At 69.7% G+C, this 18718-nt stretch carries 16 protein-coding genes; 2 read left to right on the top strand and 14 right to left on the bottom strand.

Going from position 1 to position 18718, the window contains the following annotated elements:
• The 11 genes from ACZ5PO_RS04795 to ACZ5PO_RS04745 all read right to left on the bottom strand — a co-directional run bounded on the left by ACZ5PO_RS04795 (window position 1) and on the right by ACZ5PO_RS04745 (window position 12096).
• Complete coding sequence (locus ACZ5PO_RS04795; RefSeq protein ID WP_464190807.1) at window positions 1–867, bottom strand: branched-chain amino acid ABC transporter permease; 867 nt, start codon at window positions 865–867, stop codon at window positions 1–3.
• A 10-nt stretch (window positions 868–877) separates the two neighbouring features.
• Window positions 878–2035, bottom strand: a complete 1158-nt coding sequence (locus tag ACZ5PO_RS04790) for an ABC transporter substrate-binding protein (protein ID WP_464190805.1) — start codon at window positions 2033–2035, stop codon at window positions 878–880.
• A 122-nt stretch (window positions 2036–2157) separates the two neighbouring features.
• Window positions 2158–3759: a class I adenylate-forming enzyme family protein gene (locus ACZ5PO_RS04785; RefSeq protein WP_464190803.1), complete on the bottom strand. Its 1602-nt coding sequence runs from the start codon at window positions 3757–3759 to the stop codon at window positions 2158–2160.
• A 50-nt stretch (window positions 3760–3809) separates the two neighbouring features.
• Window positions 3810–4328 carry a MaoC family dehydratase gene (locus ACZ5PO_RS04780; protein ID WP_464190801.1) on the bottom strand — a complete coding sequence of 173 codons (519 nt, stop codon included), beginning with the start codon at window positions 4326–4328 and terminating at the stop codon, window positions 3810–3812.
• A 172-nt stretch (window positions 4329–4500) separates the two neighbouring features.
• Entirely contained in the window at window positions 4501–5757 is a 1257-nt protein-coding gene (locus tag ACZ5PO_RS04775) for a beta-ketoacyl-[acyl-carrier-protein] synthase family protein (RefSeq protein ID WP_464190799.1), read from the bottom strand.
• Between the two features lie 30 nt (window positions 5758–5787).
• Window positions 5788–6531 (bottom strand): ABC transporter ATP-binding protein, encoded by a 744-nt coding sequence (locus ACZ5PO_RS04770; protein WP_464190796.1) that lies wholly within the window; start codon window positions 6529–6531, stop codon window positions 5788–5790.
• A complete protein-coding gene (locus ACZ5PO_RS04765; RefSeq protein WP_464190794.1) occupies window positions 6528–7331 on the bottom strand; it encodes an ABC transporter ATP-binding protein in 804 nt (267 codons plus the stop codon). The genes ACZ5PO_RS04770 and ACZ5PO_RS04765 overlap by 4 nt, the downstream gene beginning before the upstream one ends.
• Entirely contained in the window at window positions 7328–8329 is a 1002-nt protein-coding gene (locus ACZ5PO_RS04760) for a branched-chain amino acid ABC transporter permease (protein ID WP_464190792.1), read from the bottom strand. The genes ACZ5PO_RS04765 and ACZ5PO_RS04760 overlap by 4 nt, the downstream gene beginning before the upstream one ends.
• Window positions 8326–9180 carry an ABC transporter permease subunit gene (locus ACZ5PO_RS04755; RefSeq protein ID WP_464190790.1) on the bottom strand — a complete coding sequence of 285 codons (855 nt, stop codon included), beginning with the start codon at window positions 9178–9180 and terminating at the stop codon, window positions 8326–8328. Before ACZ5PO_RS04755 ends, ACZ5PO_RS04760 begins: the two co-directional genes overlap by 4 nt.
• A gap of 10 nt (window positions 9181–9190) precedes the next feature.
• Entirely contained in the window at window positions 9191–10333 is a 1143-nt protein-coding gene (locus ACZ5PO_RS04750; RefSeq protein ID WP_464190788.1) for an ABC transporter substrate-binding protein, read from the bottom strand.
• A 182-nt stretch (window positions 10334–10515) separates the two neighbouring features.
• The gene (locus ACZ5PO_RS04745) at window positions 10516–12096 is read right to left on the bottom strand and encodes a class I adenylate-forming enzyme family protein (RefSeq protein ID WP_464190786.1); all 1581 of its coding nucleotides are present in this window, start codon (window positions 12094–12096) and stop codon (window positions 10516–10518) included.
• Between the two features lie 202 nt (window positions 12097–12298).
• On the opposite strand from ACZ5PO_RS04745, the gene ACZ5PO_RS04740 reads away from it, so the two are divergent.
• Window positions 12299–13090, top strand: coding sequence for a TetR/AcrR family transcriptional regulator (locus tag ACZ5PO_RS04740; protein ID WP_464190784.1), 792 nt, complete (start codon window positions 12299–12301; stop codon window positions 13088–13090).
• Between the two features lie 165 nt (window positions 13091–13255).
• Window positions 13256–14611: an AmpG family muropeptide MFS transporter gene (locus ACZ5PO_RS04735; protein WP_464190782.1), complete on the top strand. Its 1356-nt coding sequence runs from the start codon at window positions 13256–13258 to the stop codon at window positions 14609–14611.
• Between the two features lie 42 nt (window positions 14612–14653).
• Here the strand turns inward: ACZ5PO_RS04735 and ACZ5PO_RS04730 are convergent, their stop codons facing one another.
• From ACZ5PO_RS04730 to tehA, 3 genes are all read right to left on the bottom strand, one after another.
• Window positions 14654–16192 carry an OpgD/OpgG family glucan biosynthesis protein gene (locus tag ACZ5PO_RS04730; RefSeq protein WP_464190780.1) on the bottom strand — a complete coding sequence of 513 codons (1539 nt, stop codon included), beginning with the start codon at window positions 16190–16192 and terminating at the stop codon, window positions 14654–14656.
• A gap of 153 nt (window positions 16193–16345) precedes the next feature.
• Window positions 16346–17359 carry an NADP-dependent oxidoreductase gene (locus tag ACZ5PO_RS04725; RefSeq protein WP_464190778.1) on the bottom strand — a complete coding sequence of 338 codons (1014 nt, stop codon included), beginning with the start codon at window positions 17357–17359 and terminating at the stop codon, window positions 16346–16348.
• A gap of 312 nt (window positions 17360–17671) precedes the next feature.
• On the bottom strand, window positions 17672–18694 hold the full coding sequence (gene tehA / locus ACZ5PO_RS04720) for a dicarboxylate transporter/tellurite-resistance protein TehA (RefSeq protein WP_464190776.1): 1023 nt from the start codon (window positions 18692–18694) through the stop codon (window positions 17672–17674).
• Window positions 18695–18718: the final 24 nt, after the last annotated feature.

Below are 18718 nucleotides of genomic sequence, written 5' to 3'. Positions count from 1 at the left end.
TCACACGCGCGCCTTGCCGGCGCCGAACAGCCCGGTGGGCAGGAACAGCAGCGCCAGGATGAGCAGGATGAAGCCGTAGCCGTCGCGGAACGAGGCCGAGAGGTAGCGCGAGCCGAAGCTCTCGGCGATGCCGAGCAGGAAGCCCGCGGCGATGGCGCCGGGCACGCTGCCGAGGCCGCCGAGCGCCGCCAGGATGAAGCCCTTGGTCAGCGGCGTGTTGCCCATGTAGGGGGTCACCGCGAAGAGGCTGGCATAGAGCGCGCCGGCCGCACCTGCGAGCGCGCTGCCGATGGTGAAGATGGTGCGGCTGACCAGCGAGACGCGCACGCCCACGAGTGCCGCGCCCTGGCGGTTCTGGGCCATGGCGCGGATCGCCTTGCCCAATGTCGCGCGCTGCAGGAACAGGTAGAAGCCGCCGATCAGCGCGGTGGAGATGGCGAGCACCAGCAGCCGCTGGGAGGACAGCTGCAGCGGCCCCACCATGATGCTGCCGGAGACGGGCGGGTCGACGAAGCGCGGATCGGCGGTGAAGGTCGCAGCCGCCAAGTTCTCGATCACCATGATCAGGCCGAGCGACACCGCCAGGCCCGCCATGTGGTCGCCGAGCGTGCGGCGGAAGATCACCTGCTCCAGGATGGCGCCGAAGACGGCCATGGCGAGCACGGCGAGCGCCGCGCTCACCCAGAAGCCGAGCCCCGCCTGCACGCCGAAGAAGGTCACGTAGGCGCCGAGCATGACGCTCTGGCCATGGGCGAAGTTCAGGATGCCGACCAGGCCGAAGACGAGCGTGATGCCCAGCGCCACGGTGGCGTAGAGGCCGCCCACCATCAGCCCGTCGATCAGCGTCTGGGCGATGTCCAGTCCCATGGCCGCCCCCTCAGAGGATCTTCTGCGGGATGGAGTAGGTCTTGCCGCCCTTGAGCACGCCGATGTCGATATCGGTGACGGCACGGCCTTCGCCGTTGTAGCTCATGCGGCGCACGCCGTCGTAGGTCATGCCCTTGAGCTTGGCGGCGACGGCCGCCTGGTCGGTGACGGTGCCGGCCTCCTGCATCGCCTTCGCCAGCATGAAGACGGTGTCGTAGAAGGTGAGCGCCCAGTAGGTCTGGGGTGTCACGTCCTTCTTGGTGAAGGCCTTGTAGCGATCGATCCAGGACTTGACCTTGTCGTCGCCCGGGTTGGCGAGGTCACGGGTGAGGATCTGCCAGAGGAAGCCGTCGATCTTGTCGGCATACTTGGCCGCCGGGGCGCTGGAGCCGCCGCGGTAGACGAACTTCTTGGGCAGGCCGCCGATCTCGAGGCTCTGGCGGATGATCGCCTCGGCGTCCGGATCGGCATAGCCGATGAACAGGCCGTCGAGCTGCTGGTTCTGGAACTTGCGCAGCACGGGGGCGAAATCGGTGGTGCCCGGCTGGAACAGCTCGACCAGGGCGGTCTCGACGCCGTTCTGCTTGAACAGCGGCTCGTAGATCTTGACGATCGACTTGCTGACGTCGTCGTTGGGCAGCAGCATGCCGATGCGCTTCAGCCCGAGCTCCTTCGCGGCGGCGGGCACAAAGCCCTTGGCCGCCGTCTCGTCGGTGTCGAGGGCGCGCAGCAGGAGCTCCTTGCCCTTGGTGCCGACCAGCCCGTCCATGGCGGTGAAGCCGCCGACGTAGAGCACCTTGGCGCGCGCCATCTGGTTGGCCACCGGCACGCCGGGCGTGCTGGTCAAGACGCCCATGACGAAGCGGATGTCCTCGTCGCTCAAAAGCTTCTGCGCCGCGGTGGCGGCGATGTCGGGCTTGGACTGGGTGTCCTCCTGGACCACCGAGAACTTGTAGGTCTTGTCGCCGACCTTGAAGCCGCCGGCCGCATTGATCTCGCTCACGGCCATCTGGATGCCATCGCTCGCAGGCACGTCCCAGCCGGAATGCGGGCCGGTGAGGCTGCCGATGACGCCGAGCTTGACGGTGTCGGACTGGGCTTGCGCGCCCGGCGCCCATAGCGCCAGGCTCGCCAAGGCAATGACCGAGAACAATACTTTGATCTTCACGTCGTCCTCCCTCAGTTATTCCTTGTGTGATGGATGGCCGGATCAAGTCCGGCCATGACGTTGGACCGTATTCACCTCGTCATGGCCGGGCTTGACTCGGCCATCCATCTTTATTCAGAGCCTCATGCCGCCGTGGTCCGCGGCTCGCCCGCGTAACGCTCGCGCAACTCGCGTCGGAGCACCTTGCCCATGGCGTTGCGCGGCAGGGCCTCGAGGAAGATCACCGAGCGCGGGTGCTTGTAGCGGGCGAGCCGGCCGTCGCAGTACGATTGGACCTCCTGGGCGCTCGCCTGCTCGCCCGGGTGCAGGACGACGCAGGCGCGCGGCGACTCGCCCCATGTCTCATCCGGCACGCCGACGACCGTGACTTCCATGATCTTCGGATGCTGGGCCAGCACCCGCTCGATCTCGGCGGGGTAGATGTTCTCGCCGCCGCTGATGATCATGTCGTTCTTGCGGTCGACGAGGCAAAGGTAGCCTTCCTCGTCCATGAAGCCGAGGTCGCCGCCGCTTTCCCACTTGCCCTTGCGGGCCGCCTTCGTGGCCTCGGGATTGTTGTGATAGCCGAGGAAGGTGATGGGATTGGCGGCGTGGATCTCGCCCACCTGGCCGGGGCCGAGCTCGCTGCCGTCGGCGCCCAGGATCGCGACCTCGCAGCCGAAGGCCGGGCGGCCGACGGAGCGCTTGCCGCGGGCCAGGTCGGCGTGGCGGCAGATGGTCAGCCAGCCGGTCTCGGTCCAGCCGTAGGCGTCGGCCAGGCGCACGTCCGGCAGCTTGGCGAGGATGGCGTCGAGCACCGGCTGCGGCAGCGGCGAGCCCGAGCTCAAGAGGCCGCGCAGGGAGCGGCCGGCGCCCGGCGGCAGCGCCTCCATCAACAGCTCGATCATCTTGGGCACCAGGAAGCTCCAGGTGACCCCGCGGCGCTCGATCAGCTCCACGGCGCGTCCGGCGTCGAAGTCGCGGGTGAGGACGACGGTGCCGCCGACGGCGAGCGTGATCAGCGCGATGCCGGAGAACGAGCCGTGGAAGACCGGGCCCGGGACCAGGACGATGTCCTCGCGGTTGAGCCCGAACTCCCAGCCCCAGGACGACATGCGGGTCAGGATGTTGAGGTGGCTCATCGTGGCGCCCTTGGGGAAGCCCGTGGTGCCCGAGGTGTAGAAGATGACGGCGGGGGCGAGCGGGGGCAGCAGCACGGCGGCGGCGAGCGGGGCGCTCCTCGCCAGCAACGCCTCGTACGGCACGCGCCCGCCGCCCGTCTCGCCCACCCCGTCCGTCTCGCCCACCCCGTCCATCTCGCCAATGACCACGATGGCGTCGCCGGCCAGGTCCGGCAGTTGGCCGAGCAGGCCCTCGACGGCCGCCAGGTACTGGTCCTCGACGAGGAGGCCGTGGGCCTGGCAGTTGCTCAGGACGTACTGCACCTCGGCGGGCGCCAGGCGGAAGTTCACGGGTACCGCGACCAGGCCGGCGAGCTGCAAGGCGATGTAGCACTCGAGGTACTCGGGCCGGTTGGCGGACAGGATCCCCACGGCGTCGCCCGGCTTCAGCCCCAGCGACGCGAGCCCGGCCGCGAGCCTGCCCGCCCGCTCCATCAGCTCGGCATAGGTCCAGGTGCGCCCGTCGCACACCAGCGCGGCCGCCTGCGGCGCGGCGCGGGCCGCGACGCGGATCAGATCGGCGAAGCGCGACACGTTCGGCCGAACCGTCTCCTCGTGCCCCATCGTCTCCTCCCTGTATGGTCCTGGCGTCTCACCCATGCCGCGGTTGCCGGTCAGCCGGTGCTGCGGTCGTCGATGGAATTGAGGATCAGCCAGTCGGCGATCATGGCCGGCTGGCTCTGGTCCTTGATCTCGACGGTGATGGCGTAGCGGAACAGCCACGTGCCCGGCGACCGTTCGCTCAGCTGGGCCAGGGTGCAGCGGGCCCGGATCTCCGAGCCGGACGGCACGGGGGCCAGGAAGCGGATGCGGTCGAAGCCGTAGTTGATGCCCATGGTCTGGCCGGCGACGCGGGGGAAGACGTGCCCCATCTCGCCCATCAGCGACAGCGTCAGCAGGCCGTGGGCAATGGTGCCGCCGAACGGCGTCGCGGCGGCCCGCACCGGATCGACATGGATGAACTGGTGGTCGCCGCTGACGACGGCGAAGGCGTCGATGCGCGCCTGATCGACGACGATCCAGCGCGACATGCCGAGCTCGCGCCCGACCTGCTCCTTGAGCTCGTTCAGCGTGAGCTCCGCACCCGAGCGGGCTGCATCAGCGGCGTCTGCCCCCATGACGTCCTCTCCCATGACGTCCTCTCCCTTGCAGCGGCCTTTCGCGCGGCGGGTGCGTCGGCTGGGGCCGCGGCACCCGGACATCGTTGCGTCGAAGGCTCGTCCGTTTTCTTCACGCTAACATAAATTATGTTACGCCATCCAGCCGTGGATGGGCGATCTCGACGGCGGCCGAGATCGCCCGGGGTCAGGTCCGCGTCACCACGATCGACGCGTTCTGGCCGCCGAAGCCGAAGGCATTGACCTGGAGCGCTTCGTAGGCGAGCGGCCGCGGCTCCTTGATCACCACGTCGAACTCGGCCGCCGGATCGGGCTCGTCGGTGTTGGCGGTGAACAGGAAGCGGCCCTCCCGCATGCCGAGCAGGCCGGTGATGATGGCCATGCCGCCCGAGGAGGCACCGCTGTGGCCGACATGGCCCTTCACCGAGGCAACGGGGAGCGGTGTCGGCCGCTTGCCGTGTACGGTGTTGATCGCCAGGATCTCGGCCGTGTCGCCCTTCGGCGTCCCGGTCGCGTGGGCGATGAGGGCGCCGATCTGTCCGGCCTCCATGCCGGCATCGGCGAGCGCCAGCTGCATGGCCCGTGCCTCCCAGCGGCCGCTCGGCTCGGGCGAGGAGGGATGGTAGGCATCGGCGAGCGAGCCGTAGCCGCGCACGTAGCCGAGGATGTCGGCGCCGCGCGCCCGCGCCCGGTCGCCGCGCTCCAGCACGAACATGGCCGAGCCTTCGCCGACGACGATGCCGCGCCGCTTCACGTCGAACGGCATCATGGCGCGTCTGGGATCGTCGGAGGGGGCGACCATGCCGTAAAGCGTGCTGGAATAGTAGAGCGCCGGCACGAAGCCCTTTTCCGCCTTGCCGCCGGGCTGGGCGAGACCGCCGTCGGTGCCGCCGGCGATGATCACGTCGGCGCGGCCGCTGGCGATCATGTGTGCGGCGGTGCCGAGCGCATCGAGCGAGGAGGCGCAGGCGGTGGTGACGGTCAGGCTCGGGCCGTGGATGCCATACTCCATAGCGATCTGCGACGCCGCCATGTTGGGGTAGATCTGGATCTCGGTCTTGCGCGGGATCGCCGTCGGTCCACGCGCGTCGAGCAGGTGCTGGGCCCGCATCAGGGCCCGGGTGCCGCCCATGCTGGTGCCGTGCACGACGCCGGTGCGCTCCGCGTCGAGCGGGCCGAGGCCCGCCTGTTCGATCGCCTGCCGCGTCGCCGCCAGGGCGAACTGGGCGAACATGTCGGTGCCGCTCTCGATCTTGTCGTCCATCCAGTCGCGGGGCTCGAAGTCGCGGATGATGGCCCACCAGCTCGGGCGGTCGGCGTGGCCGTCGGCCCACGGCGCCTGCCGGATAGCGGTCTCCCCTGCCATCAGGTTCTGGTGGTAGGTGCGCGCGTTGCAGCCGACGGCAGAGACAATCCCGGTGCCTGTGATCGCGACGTCCAGCATGGTGGCCTCCTTCGGGCGAATACGGTCGAGCTAGTGCGGGGTGGGGCCGGCGCCGAGCAGGCGGGCGGCCGTTCCCGTGTGGTTGGCGAGTTCCGACGGATGGCCCTCGTGGACGATTTCGCCGCCGCGCAGCGCGATGAAGCGGTCGCCGAGGGCGGCGGCGAAGCGGACATTCTGTTCGGCGATGATCAGCGCCATGCCGAAGCTGCGCAGCCGGTTCACCGCCGCGACGATCTCGTCGAGCACCACGGGCGCCAGGCCCTGCGAGGGCTCGTCGAGGAGGAGCACGGAGGGCCGGCGGGCGATGGCGAGCGCCAGGGCCAGCATCTGCTGCTCGCCGCCGCTCAGCATCGACGCCACCTGCCGGCCGCGCTCGGCCAGGATCGGGAACAGCCGATGCAGGTCGGTGCGCATGCCGGCGCGCTCGCCGGACTTCAGGTGGCGCACGCCGAGGTCGAGGTTCTCGTCGACGGTCAGCGGGCCGAACAGGTTGCCGCGCCCTTCGGGCACCAGCGCCAGCCCGGCCCGGGCGCGCCGCTGCGGGCTCGCGCCGTCGATACGGCGGTCGCCGAGGCTCACCGTCCCGGCCGACGCCACGATGCCGGCGAGCGCGCCGAGCAGGCTGCTCTTGCCCGCCCCGTTGGCGCCGAGCACGATCAGGAACTCGCCCGGCGCGACCTGGAAGGCGATATCGCGGCACACCTCGATGCGCCCATAGCGGGCGCTGAGGCCGGCGACGGCGAGCGTATTCCGGGCAGGATCGCTGTGGGTCATGCGGCGGCCTCCGCAACGGCGAGGTCACCGATGGCGCCGAGGTAAGAGCGCATCACCCGCTCGTCGCGGACCACCGCCTCCGGCGTGCCGGCGCAGAGCACGCGGCCGGTCTCCAGCACCGTCGCGCTGTCGCAGAGCGCGCGCACGAGCCCGATGTTGTGCTCGACGATCAGCACGCCCACGCCGCCCGCCGCGACGGCGCGGACCTGTTCGACGAGCCGCTCCTGCTCGGCCGGCGTCAGGCCGGCGGCCGGCTCGTCCAGCAGCACGAAGCGCGCGCCGGAGGCCAGGCAGCGGGCCACCTCGACCAGCCGGATCAGCCCCATGGACAGCTTGCCGACCTCACGGTCGCGCAGGTCGGCCAGGCCCAGCCGCTCCAGGATGGGCTCGGCGCGCCGGTGCAGGCGGCGCTCCTCGCGCCACGCGCCCGGCAGCCCGAGCAGCGAGCCGACGAAGGAGGCGTCGACGCGCCCGTAGAAGCCGCACAGCACCGCCGACAGCACGGTGGCGCGCGCGTCGACCCGCGGCGTCTGGAAGGTGCGAGCGATGCCGTGCTTCACCACCCGGTCCGGCGGCAGCCCGGTCACATCGACGCCGTCGACGGTCGTGCGCCCGGCGCTTGGTCGCACGAAGCCGGTGATGCAGTTGAACAGCGTCGTCTTGCCCGAGCCGTTGCGGCCGATGAGGCCGGCTACCCGGCCGGGCTCCACGGCGACGTCGACGCCCTTGAGCGCGTGCACCCCGCCGAAGGCCACCTCGATGCCGGTGGTGACGAGCCCGGCGCTCATCCCGGCACTCATGGCAGCGACTCCTGCGCTCTCAGGTTGGTGGTGCGCGGCGCCGGCGCCGCGTCCGGCCGGCGCAGGTGGCGGGCGAGCTCGCTCAGCAAGCCCAGGATGCCCGTGCGGGCGACGAGCAGGATGACGATGAGGGCCACGCCGTAGAAGAAGCCCTGCAGCTCCGCCGTCGGCATCAGCCGCGTCAGGCCGTCGAACAGCAGCGTGCCGACGATCGGCCCGAGGATGTAGCCGGCACCGCCGATCACCGCCATCAGCAGGACGGAGATCGAGACGTGCGTGTCGAGCGACTCCGGGCTGAGGAAGCTGATGTAGTGCGCATAGAGCCAGCCGGCGGCGCCGGCGACCGCGGCCGAGACGGCAAAGCCCGCGCTCATCAGCGCCGGCACGTTGACGCCGTCGGCGCGGGCGCGCGCCTGGTCGACCCGCACCACGTTGAGCGCGCGGCCGTAGGCCGAGCACATCAGGTTCTCGTAGAGGAACACGGTGAGGATGATCATGCCCCACGCCAGGCAGGCATAGGCGGCGGGGGTATTGACGGCGCCGATGCCGGGGATGCCGGCGAGCCCGATATAGCCGCCGGTGAGGCTATCGGCGTTGCGGATCAGGATCTCGATCACCGAGCCCAGCGCCAGTGTGGCGAGTGCCGTCGCCAGCGGCGTGAGCCGCGTCACCAGGCGCGCCACGCCGTAGGCGAGCCCGGCCGGCAGCGCCATGGCGATGAGGAGGTCGGCATAGGGCGGCCAGCCGAAGCGCGTGGTCAGGATCGCGGCCGCATAGCCGCCGATGGCGGCGAAGCCGCCCTGCGACATGGTGAGGATTCCGGCCTGGCCGTAGCTGATGCCGACCGACAGGCCGAGCAGGGCATAGACGCCGAGCACCACGGCGCTGTCGGTCCACACCGGCCGCGTCAGCACGATCGGCAGCGCGACGAGCACGCAGACGGCGATGATCAGCGTATTGGGACGGGGGCCGAGCGCGCGCTTGCCGAGGGTGTTCATGGCCGGCCTCCGGCCAACGTCTCTTCGCCGAAGCGGCTGGTGGTCAGCACCAGCAGCACGAACAGGAACGGCAGCAGGCTCGCCACCATGGCCGAGGCGTAGCCGGCCGCCAGCGCCTGGGCGATGCCCATGGCGAGGCCGCCGAGGAAGCCGCGCAGCGGGCTGCCGATGCCGAAGATGATGGCGGCGCCGAAGCCGCTCAGGGTGAGGCCGAGGGGCGCGGTGAAGTCGAGGCCCGCCGAGTACAGCACGAGCAGGCCGGCCAGGCCCCCGAGCAGGCCGCCGACCAGATAGGTGCCGACCTGGATGGCGCGGACGGGGATCGACGCCAGCGCCGCGCCGGTCTGGTTGGCTGCCGCCGCCCGCATCATGCGGCCGAGGCTGGTGCGCTGGATGAGGAGGTGAAGGCCGCCCACCAGGACGAGCGTGAGGACGAAGTTCAGCACGCCCTGCGGCGCCAGGCGGATGCCGCCCACCGACCAGAAGTCCGAGAAGGATTCGCGCACGAAGGCCTGCGTGCCCCACCACCACAGCACCAGCGAGGCGAGCGCCGTGGCGAGCCCGAAGCTCGCCAGGGCGTAGACGATGTGGTCCTCGCAGCCGAGCCGCTTCAGGGCGAGGAAGATGGCCGCCATGACGGCGGCGCAAGCTATCGCCGCGCCGAGCCCCGCCACCGGGCCGAGCGCGCCGCCGACCGTCCAGCAGACCGCGGCGGCGATCAGCGCATAGCCCCCGACGGCGAAGTCGATGGTCCGCACGGTGACGAACATCAGGCTCATCGGCACCGCGAGGAGGGCGTAGATGGCGCCCGACAGGGCGCCGCGCAGGACGTATTCGGCGATGGCCAGCACGGCGCCCTCGTCAGTCCAGGGTCTTGAGCTGCTTGTTGCGAAGCTCGGTGATGACCAGGGCGTCCTCGCCCCAGCCGTCGTGCTTGTCCTTGGCGAAGCACGCCTTGCCGCGCGCGTAGGCCTTGAAGCCGCACATCGTCTCCAGCGTGTCGCGCATGCTCTCGCCGGTGATCTCCTTGCCCTTCTGCGCATCGATGGCGGCGATCGCGGCCATCAGCGCGTTGGTGCCGACGAGCTCGCCCCAGCCCTGGGGCACCTTGCCGTCGGCCTCCAGCATCTTGGCCAGCTCCACTTCGCCGCCGATCGGGCCGAAGGGGATGTTGCCGATGCTGAGCACGCGCAGGCCCTCCGCCTCCGGCCCGGTGTTCTCGGCGAACGAGCGCTGGGCGAGGCCGGCATTGGCGTAGATCGGCACGTTGAGCCCCACCTGCCTCGCCGCCTTGAGGAAGGAGCTGCCCAGCGCCGAGATCGACACCTGCAGGAACACCGCCTCGGCGCCGGCGTTGCGCAGCTTGGTCGCCTGCGCCGTCAGATCGGTCGCCGTATAGGGGGCGCTCACCGTGTCGAGCACCTCGAGCCCGAGCGTCGGCCCGAAGCTCTTGGCCTCCTCGACGCCGGTTTTCCCGTAGGCGTCCTCCTGGTAGAAGATGCCGATCTTCTTGGTCTTGCTTTTGGCCATGTCGCGCAGGATGACGCGGATATCGACGATATCGCTGGGCGCCACACGGAACACCCAGGGGTAGAACTCGTTCTTGGGATCGGTGATGGCGAGCGTTCCGGCCGGGCCGAGCAGCGGCACCTTGAGGCGCTGGGCGATGGGCCCGGCGGCCAGGATGCCAGATCCGGTGCTCGGCCCGATGATCGCCACCACCTTGTCGTTGTTGATCACCTGGGTGACGGCGCGGGCGGCCTCGGTCGGGTTGCTCTTGTCGTCGGCCAGCACCAACTCGATCCTGCGGCCACCCGGCGTGGTGAAGTTCATGTGCTTCAGCACGGCCTGGATGGCGTCCCGCTCGGGGATGCCGAACACGGCGGCCGGGCCGCTGAGGCTCAGCACGGCACCGAGCTTGACCGGCTCTTGGGCCAGCGCCGGCGCCGCCAGCCCGAGCGCGGCGGCAGCGAGCACAAAGCAGAGCTTCGCGGACCGGAACAAGGTTCCGATCCGCGAAGCTCTGCTATGATTGCCTGAATGACGCAGAACTTCCGAACCCGCCCGTTGGGCGAGCTCGGAAACTCTGCCGAGGCGTCGCGTCATCGATGTGATCATGGACTCGTCCTCCCCTCGTTCTGCCTCAGCCCCGATCTGGCGTCGGGGTCCGGCCTGCTGGCGCAGGCTCATGCATTGCCGCGCACCGTCTCGCGGACTTCCGTCTGGGCCTGCGCCCGGGCGCGGGCGCGCAGGTCGCCCTTGACGAGCTTGCCCAGCGCATTGCGCGGCAGCTCCTCGACGAACTCGACCCGGTCCGGGCATTTGATGCGGGACAGCCGGTCGCGGCAGAAGGCGATGAGCTCGGCCGCATCGGCGGCAGCGCCGTCGCGCAGGGCGACGAAGGCGTGGACGTGCTCGCCCCATTCCGGATCGGGCCGCGACACCACCGCCGCCTCGCGCACCGCGCCGTGCCAGCAGAGGACTTCTTCCACCTCCTTGCTCGACACGTTGAAGCCGCCGCTGATGATGATGTCGTTCTTGCGGTCGATGATGTAGACGAAGCCGTCCTCGTCGACTTGGGCCAGGTCGCCCGAGTGCAGCCAGCCGTCGACGATGGTCTGGGCGGTCCGTTCCGGGTCCTTGAAGTAGCCCGGCGTGATGTACGGGCCGCGGAAGATGATCTCGCCGAGCTCGCCGGGCTTCACGTCGTGGCCGTCCTCGCCGACGACGCGCAGCTCGCAGCCGAACACCGGGCGGCCGCACGAGGCGAGCCGCCGCCCGTCTCCTGCGAGCGCGCGCCGGTGCTCGGCCTTGTCGAGGGCGGCGGCGATCGACGACGTCTCCGTCATGCCGTAGCCCTGCACCAGGATGTTGCCGAAGGTGGCGCTGAGCTCCTCGACCCGATGCCTGGGCATCGGCGCCGAGCCGTAGCCCACGGTCTGGAGCGACGACACGTCGAAGCGGTCGACGGCGCCGCTGTCCAGCACGCGGATCAGCATGGTCGGCACCAGGTGGCAGTGGGTGATGCGCTCCTTCTCCACCTGGCCGAGCCAGCGCTCGGCCGAGAAGCCGCGGGCGTCCGACAGCACCACCGTCGCGCCCTGCATCCAGGCCGGGATGTAGTACATGTTCATCGAGGCGATGGAGTTGTGCGGATAGACCATCAGCAGGCGGCTATCCTCGCGGATGTCGTAGACCAGCACCGGCACCGGGGCGTGCGCCACGCAGTGCTTCTGCTTGTAGACGGCGCCCTTGGCGGAGCCGGTGGTGCCGCTGGTGTAGACGATGAGGAAGTCGTCCTCGCCGGTCACGTCCACGGTCGGCTCCGCATCGGACTGCCGGGCGAGCCAGGCCTCATGCTCCGATCCGCCGCGATCGCGCGGATCGTGCCGGATGACCCGCTTGAGGTCGGGCAGGGGGCCGATGCGGTCGAGCTGGTCGGCGAACTCCTGTTCGGCCAGGACGACGCGGGCGCCGCTGTGCAGCAGGATCTGCTCGATCTCGCGCGGCGACAGACGGAAGTTGATCGGCACGTGGACGAAGCCTGCTTTGGCCGCCGCCGCCAGCGCCTCCACCGCCTCGGCCGTGTTGTTGGCGATCACGGCGACGCGGTCGCCGCGGCCGAGGCCCTCGGCCAGGAGGCCGTTGGCTTGGCGGTTCACGCGGTCGTTGAATTCACCATAGGTGTAGCGGCGGTCGCCGGAGACGAGGGCGAGCTTGTCCGGCCGCCAATGGGCGTTGCGCCTGAGCCAGGCAGCGACGGTCATCGTGCGCCACCTGGGGCGAACCTGATCCCGCTGTCCCGATCCGCCGCGGCCAGCGATCGAACGTCGCCATCGCCCATCCCTGCGCTCCTGCCCTTTGTCACCGCCGGTCGAGGCGATAAGATCGCTGCGCTCTTCTGACTGAGCGCTTGCTTAGTTAGCCTGAGTTCCCGCGGCCTCCATGTCAAGCCTGGACCAACGAACCTTGCGACAGCGAACACCCCGGCGGCGAGCGAGCGCCGCAGACATCGCCGATGGACCGCCGCCTGCGGCGAAGGCGCGCAGCCTGGGGCTCGACGCGGCGCCCCCGCCGGTGCCCGGCGTCAAGCTCAGCCGGCTATCCGGCGAGGACATCATTTCCTTCACCGAATCGATCAACCAGGGGTTTTCGTCGGAGTTCTTGAGCGAGCAGAAACGTAATTCGGTGAAGAAGCTGCTCGTCGCGGCCATCGAAAGCTTCGCCGCCAAGGGCTACCACGGCACCACCACGCGCGACATCGCCAAGTCGGCGGACATGTCGCCGGCAGCGCTCTATGTTCACTTCGCCAGCAAGCGGGACCTGCTCTACAAGCTGACCGTGGTCATGGCGACGGCCATGCTCGAGGACCTGAGGCGGGCCCAGGCGCGCGAGGCCGACCCGGTCAAGCAGCTGCATGCGCTCGTGTCCAGCTATGCCCATTGCAATGCGCGCATGCATACGGCGGTGCACGTCGCGACCTTCGAGTTCGACGTGCTGAGCCCGGAGCAGCGCGCCAGCATCGTGGCGATCCGGCATCAGGTGAACGAGGTATTCGTCAGCTGCCTGCTTCGTGGCCGGGCCGCCGGGCAGTTCACGTTCGAGAACGTGCAACTGATCCGCCTGACCATCATGTCGCTCTGCATTTCGGTGGCGACGTGGTTCTCCGCCAGCGGGCCGATGAGCCCCGAACAGCTCGGCGACCACTACGGCGACCTGATCCTGCGCATGGTGGTGCCGAGCGCTGGGGCGGGCAGGTAGGCCCACAGTGCCCGCAGTGGGGTTGACCCCGCCATCCATCGATTCGACAAGACGCGGCTTGGCAGGGCTGGCCAGGTGCGGTTTCCAAGTGGATGGATGGCCGGTCAAGCCCGGCCATGACGCGAGCCGTTGAGCCCGTACGCTCCTCCCGTGCCAAGATGAGAGATGTCTTCGATTCGCGACCGCTGGGCCCACATCGTCCGCGCCTTCACCGAGCCCAAGCTGGCGATCATGCTGGCGCTCGGCTTCAGCTCGGGGCTGCCGTTCCTGCTGGTGTTCGGCACGCTGTCGGCGTGGCTGCGCGAGGCCGGCGTGTCGCGCACCGACATCGGCATGCTGAGCTGGGTGGCGCTCGCCTACTCCCTCAAGTTCCTGTGGGCGCCGGCGATCGACCGGATCGATCTGCCCGTGCTGGCGCGGCTGCTCGGCCGCCGGCGCGCCTGGATGCTGGCGGCCCAACTGCTGGTGGCGGCTGGTCTCGTCGGCCTGGCCTTCGGCAACCCCAGCAACTTCCTGCTCGGCACCGTGCTGATGGCGCTGCTGGTGGCCTTCGCCGGGGCGACGCAGGACGTGGCCATCGACGGCTGGCGCATCGACGCGGCGCCGACGGAAGAGCAGGGGATGCTCTCGGCCGTGTATCAGCTGGGCTACCGGCTGGCACTGATCTGCTCCGGCGCCGGCGCGCTCTACCTCGCCGAGTTCGTCGATTGGCGCACGGCCTATCTGGGCATGGCGGTGATGACCCTGGTCGGCATCATGGCCACGCTGCTCGCGCCGGTGCAGCGATCGGCCGGAGCGGCGAGCGTCTCGCCCGCCGCCGGTGCCCCGCGCTTCTCCTTCGCCTCGGCCGTGATGGAGCCGTTCACCGACCTCGCTCGCCGCAAGGGCGCGCTGGTCGTGCTGATCCTGGCGATGATCGCCATGTTCCGCCTGCCGGATTTCGTGTCCGGCATCATGGCCAACCCGCTCTACATCGACCTCGGCTTCTCCAAGGCGGAGATCGCCAGCGTCTCCAAGCTCTACGGCGTGTGGATCGGCATCCTGGGCGCCTTCGCCGGCGGCATCGCGGTCGAGCGCGCCGGGCTGATGCCGTGCCTGGTGGTGGGCGGCATCGCGGGTGCTGCCTCCAACCTGATGTTCGCGTGGCTCGCCACCGCGGGCCATCGCATCGACTTGCTGACGCTGTCGATCAGCCTCGACAACTTTGCCAGCGGCTTCGCCGGCACGGCGCTGATCGCCTACATGTCGGGGCTCACCTCGCCGGCCATGGCGGCGACGCAATATGCGCTGCTGAGCTCGCTCTATGCTCTGCCCGGCAAGTTCGTCGGCGGCCTGTCCGGCGTCATGGTCGACGCGTTCGGCTATCCGACGTTCTTCGTGATCACGGCGCTGATCGGCGTGCCCGTCGCCATCCTCTCCCTGCTCATCTGGCGCTTCGATCGCGAGACGGCGCAGGCGGGCAAGACGTCGGCCGGGGGCGAGAATGCGAAGCCGATGGAGGAGCGCTCGGCGCCAGCCTGATCGGCAAGGCGCCCGGATGCAGCCGACCCGTGTTCCCCTGCTTCAGGCTGGCGGCTCGACGTCGTACCGGTAGGTCCACGTCTCCGACACGGCTTCGTCGCCCATGCTGATGTAGGCGCGCAGATCGACGTCCTGCTCGGTCGGCAGGGCGACGTCGAAGGACGCCCGGATGCCGTCGATGGCCCGGTTGCGGACCAGGGTCGCGCCGGAGACGGTACCGGCCGACGCCGTCGCCACCAGCTCGAGGCTCGCCAGGGCGAGGCGGCTGGAGCCCAGCCGTCCGCCGGCGAAGTCGATGACGAAGCGCCTCAGGCCCGATTGTCCGGTGCTGGTGGCGGCGCCCACGTGGGTCTCGAAGGTCGCGACCGCCCTCCCTCCCGCATGCAGCGGCAGGGTCGCCGAGCGGATGGCGTAGGAGACCAGCAGCTCGCTGCCCGCCCGCGGCACCTGGTCCGGCATCCAGCACGCCACGATGTTGTCTTCGGCCTCCTTGTGCGCTGGCAGCTCCGTCAGGGCGACATACCCGGCGCCGCCTAGCGCCTTCGGCTCGATCCAGTAGCTCGGTCGAAGATGGTACTGCGCCTCCAGGTCCTGATAGCTGCGAAAATGGCGGTCGCGCTGGATCAGCCCGAAGGCCGACGGGGCGTCGTCCAGAAACGCCGACGTGGTCGGCTTGGCCGGGTTGCGCAGCGGCCGCCAGATCCATTCGCCGGCGGTGGTGCGAACCGCCAGCCCGTCCGAATCATGCACCTCGGGGCGGAAGTCCGGCGGCTTGCCGACGGTGTTCTCGCCGAACAGGAACATCGAGGTGAGCGGGGCGAGGCCCAGCCCTCGGAGCTCCCGGCGCGCGAACAGCGTCGCCTCGACCTGGACGTGCTCGTCGCCGCGCGGCGAGAACACGAAGCGATAGGCCCCGGTCACCGACGGGCTGTCCAACAGGGCATGCACCGTGATGACGGGCGCGAACGGGCGCGGCGTTTCGATCCAGAACTCGACGAAGTCGGGGAACTCCTCATGCGGGCCCCCCGATCCGAGCGAAAGGCCTCGTGCGGACAGGCCGTAGTGCTGCCCGGGGCCCAGCAGGCGGAAGTAGCTCGCGCCCAGGAAGGAGACGAGCTCGTCCAGCTTGTCGGGCTGATTGAGCGGAAACAGCAGGCGGATGCCACCGAACCCCAGATCGGCCGGCAGCCCCGGGGGGGCGCCCTGTCCGCCGAAATCGAACGCGGCCGGCACGTAGTTGAGCTCGGTGGCCGTGCCCTGGTCGACCACGTGCACACGGACCTTGTGCTTGAACAGGCCGCCGCGGTGGAACAGCTGAAGCCCGAAGCTCGATCCGTTGCGCCTCAGCAGCGTGCTGTCGCGGCGGAAGTTGATGCGGCGGAAATCGTCGTAGGTCAGGCGGTCGAGCGCGTCGGGCAGCGTCCTGTCGGGCCCCCGGTAGTCTCGAACAGCGAGATCGCGCGCTTTGTCGACGACGGTCGCGGGGCTGAAGGCGGCTGGGTCTGCCGCGGCGGTCCGGATGGGCACCGCACCTGCCGCAAGGGCCGTTGCTGCCAGGCGCAGCGTTCCGCGTCTCGTCACCTGCATCCGCTCGCCGGTCTCCGTCGGCCCCGCCCGGCGCTCGTATCGCGCCGGTAGAATCGCGTGGGCTCGCGGAACCATGCCATGTTCAGGCCGCTTGCGCGACCGGCGCGGCTCCCGGCCCCGGCGTGCCGGGGCCGGCCGCTTCGGCCGTCAGGCCACCTTGACCAGCAGCTTGCCGAGATTCTTGCCCTTGAGCAGGCCGATGAACGCCTCCGGCGCTTTCTCCAGGCCCTCGACGATGTCCTCCCGGTGCTTGATCTTGCCTTCGCGGATCCATTGGCTGACGTCGCGCTGGAAGGCCGGCTCGTCGGCGGCGAAATCCCAGACGATGAAGCCGCGCAGCGCCAGCCGCTTGGTCAGCGCCTGGCGCATGAAGCCCGGCAGGCGGTCGGGACCCGGGGGCACCTCGGTGTCGTTGTAGTGGGCGATCAGACCGCACAGCGGGATGCGGGCGAAGTCGTTGAACAGCGGGAACACCGCGCTCCACACGGCACCGCCGACGTTCTCGAAATAGACGTCGATGCCCTTGGGGCAGGCCGCGGCCAGCTTGCCGCGCAGGTCCGGGTCGCGGTGGTCCACGGCCGCGTCGAAGCCGAGCTCGTCGACGAGGTAGCGGCACTTGTCGGCGCCGCCGGCGATGCCGACCGCCCGGGCGCCCTTGATCTTGGCGATCTGCCCGACGATGGAGCCCACGGCGCCCGAGGCGGCGGCAACGACCACTGTCTCGCCCGCCTTGGGCTGGCCGATGTTGAGCAGGCCGGTGTAGGCGGTCATGCCGGGCATGCCGAGCACGCCGAGCGCGGTCTGGACCGGTGCTTGCGCCGGATCGAGCTTGCGCAGGCCGCTGCCGTCGGACACCGAATAGCTCTGCCAGCCCTCGTAGCCGAGCACGATGTCGCCGGCGGCGAACTTTGGATTGTTGGAGCTGACGACCTCGTTCACCGTGCCGCCGACGACGACGTCACCGGGCTCGAGCGACTTGGCGTAGGACTTGGCGTCGCTCATGCGGCCGCGCATGTAGGGGTCGAGGGACAGCCACAGGGTCTTGAGCAGCACCTGCCCCGGCCCGGGCGTCGGCGCCGCGGTCTCGACGAGGCGGAAATCGCTGGGCTTGGGCTCGCCCACCGGGCGCGCGGCGAGCTGGATCTGACGGTTGGTCGGCACGAGCGTCCTCCACACATATCTGGCAACTGGTTGAAATAGCGTCGCTTTGAAAAATGCCCGCGGTCCTGCCCCAACATCGACCTAACGGCCGTCAGAGCGCGGCGCCGCTGGTGCTTCGCTCGGCGGGCAGCCTATGCACACGAGATTCTGAGAGTCGAGACGTTCCGCGGCATCGCACGTCGTGCCTGCGGTGAATCGCCAAAGCCCTTTGCGCCCTGGCGCCGAGGCAAGAACGCTTTGCGACCGGGTGGACTCACCCGATCGCGAAATGCTCCGGCGTGGGCGTCGGTGGGCGAGACCCCGGTCGCGGTCTCAGCCTTCGGCCCGAGGGGGCGGGGCGGCGGACTGGGGCGCCAACGCGACTCGTGAGGGCAACAGAAGGGTCCGGGCCAATAGGCGCAGCGTCGCTGCCGCGATGATCACGACGATGCCGTTCGCCACGCAAAACAGCACGGGGGCAAGATAGCGTACGGTGCCGCCGTCGCCGAGCACGACAAGCCGGAGCGGTGCTGTTGCGAGGGCCGTGACACCGAACGTAAACGCCCAATAGGACGGCGAGAAGGGTTCGCGAAGGATCCACGGCAACAAGCGCAGCAGGACGAGCGCCTGGAGGATGCCGTAGCCAATCATCGCATGGGCCAAGAATATCGTATGGGGCAAGAATACCGGACTCTCCGGCGCGACGGCCAGCAGGGAGACCGCGCCGACCACGGGCGGCGCCAGCTGAATGCCGAGGGTCGGGCGCAAGGCGCTCGCCATGCTTGGCGCCGTGAGCAAGCGGTGCAGCAGCACCGATTCGATCGCGAGCCAGCCGAAGAGCCCCATGCCGAAGAAGAACTGGCCCAGATCGCCGAACCCCAGGGCGCCCCCCACCGTGCCGATGACGAAGCTGCCGGCAACCGTCGGCAAGTAGAGCACGGCCGTCGTATGGGCCGGATCGCGCTCGCCGAGCCACAGCCCTCCCGTCCGCCACACTGCGAACCCCAAGGTGAAAGCAGCGCCCGCCGCGAAGAGAGCGATCGATACGCCGTAAGAGTACGGAATGAAGCCTCCCGCAATCAGCATCGTCGCCACGCCAAAGAGGCCGAGGAAGCAGCACTGTACCGGATGGGCCACCTCCGCCATCGCGACCTGGCGTGCCACGACCCACTTCAGCCAGTAGAGGACGGCAAGGGCGAGCCACACGAGGCAGGCGACCAGCATGACCACCTCGCCGGCGAGGGCCGGCACCCCCCACGCAAGATGTGCGGCGCGCCAGGAGCCGCCAAGCCCGGCTAGTCCGAGGACGATCCCGAAGAACGAGGCCGGTACCAGCGGGAGGCTCGATCCGGCCATCTGGTCCTACTCGATCATGAAAGC

Source organism: Chelatococcus sp. KU-N122 (assembly GCF_055391085.1).
This window is presented reverse-complemented; position numbering and strand designations above follow the sequence as displayed.

What these genes read in the sequence shown, in the direction of transcription:
- ACZ5PO_RS04795 (WP_464190807.1), bottom strand. Translation starts at nt 867, where the DNA reads ATGGGACTGGACATCGCCCAGACGCTGATCGACGGGCTGATGGTGGGC.
- ACZ5PO_RS04785 (WP_464190803.1), bottom strand. Translation starts at nt 3,759, where the DNA reads ATGGGGCACGAGGAGACGGTTCGGCCGAACGTGTCGCGCTTCGCCGAT.
- ACZ5PO_RS04780 (WP_464190801.1), bottom strand. Translation starts at nt 4,328, where the DNA reads ATGGGAGAGGACGTCATGGGGGCAGACGCCGCTGATGCAGCCCGCTCG.
- ACZ5PO_RS04775 (WP_464190799.1), bottom strand. Translation starts at nt 5,757, where the DNA reads ATGCTGGACGTCGCGATCACAGGCACCGGGATTGTCTCTGCCGTCGGC.
- ACZ5PO_RS04770 (WP_464190796.1), bottom strand. Translation starts at nt 6,531, where the DNA reads ATGACCCACAGCGATCCTGCCCGGAATACGCTCGCCGTCGCCGGCCTC.
- ACZ5PO_RS04765 (WP_464190794.1), bottom strand. Translation starts at nt 7,331, where the DNA reads ATGAGTGCCGGGATGAGCGCCGGGCTCGTCACCACCGGCATCGAGGTG.
- ACZ5PO_RS04760 (WP_464190792.1), bottom strand. Translation starts at nt 8,329, where the DNA reads ATGAACACCCTCGGCAAGCGCGCGCTCGGCCCCCGTCCCAATACGCTG.
- ACZ5PO_RS04745 (WP_464190786.1), bottom strand. Translation starts at nt 12,096, where the DNA reads ATGACCGTCGCTGCCTGGCTCAGGCGCAACGCCCATTGGCGGCCGGAC.
- ACZ5PO_RS04735 (WP_464190782.1), top strand. Translation starts at nt 13,256, where the DNA reads ATGTCTTCGATTCGCGACCGCTGGGCCCACATCGTCCGCGCCTTCACC.
- tehA (WP_464190776.1), bottom strand. Translation starts at nt 18,694, where the DNA reads ATGGCCGGATCGAGCCTCCCGCTGGTACCGGCCTCGTTCTTCGGGATC.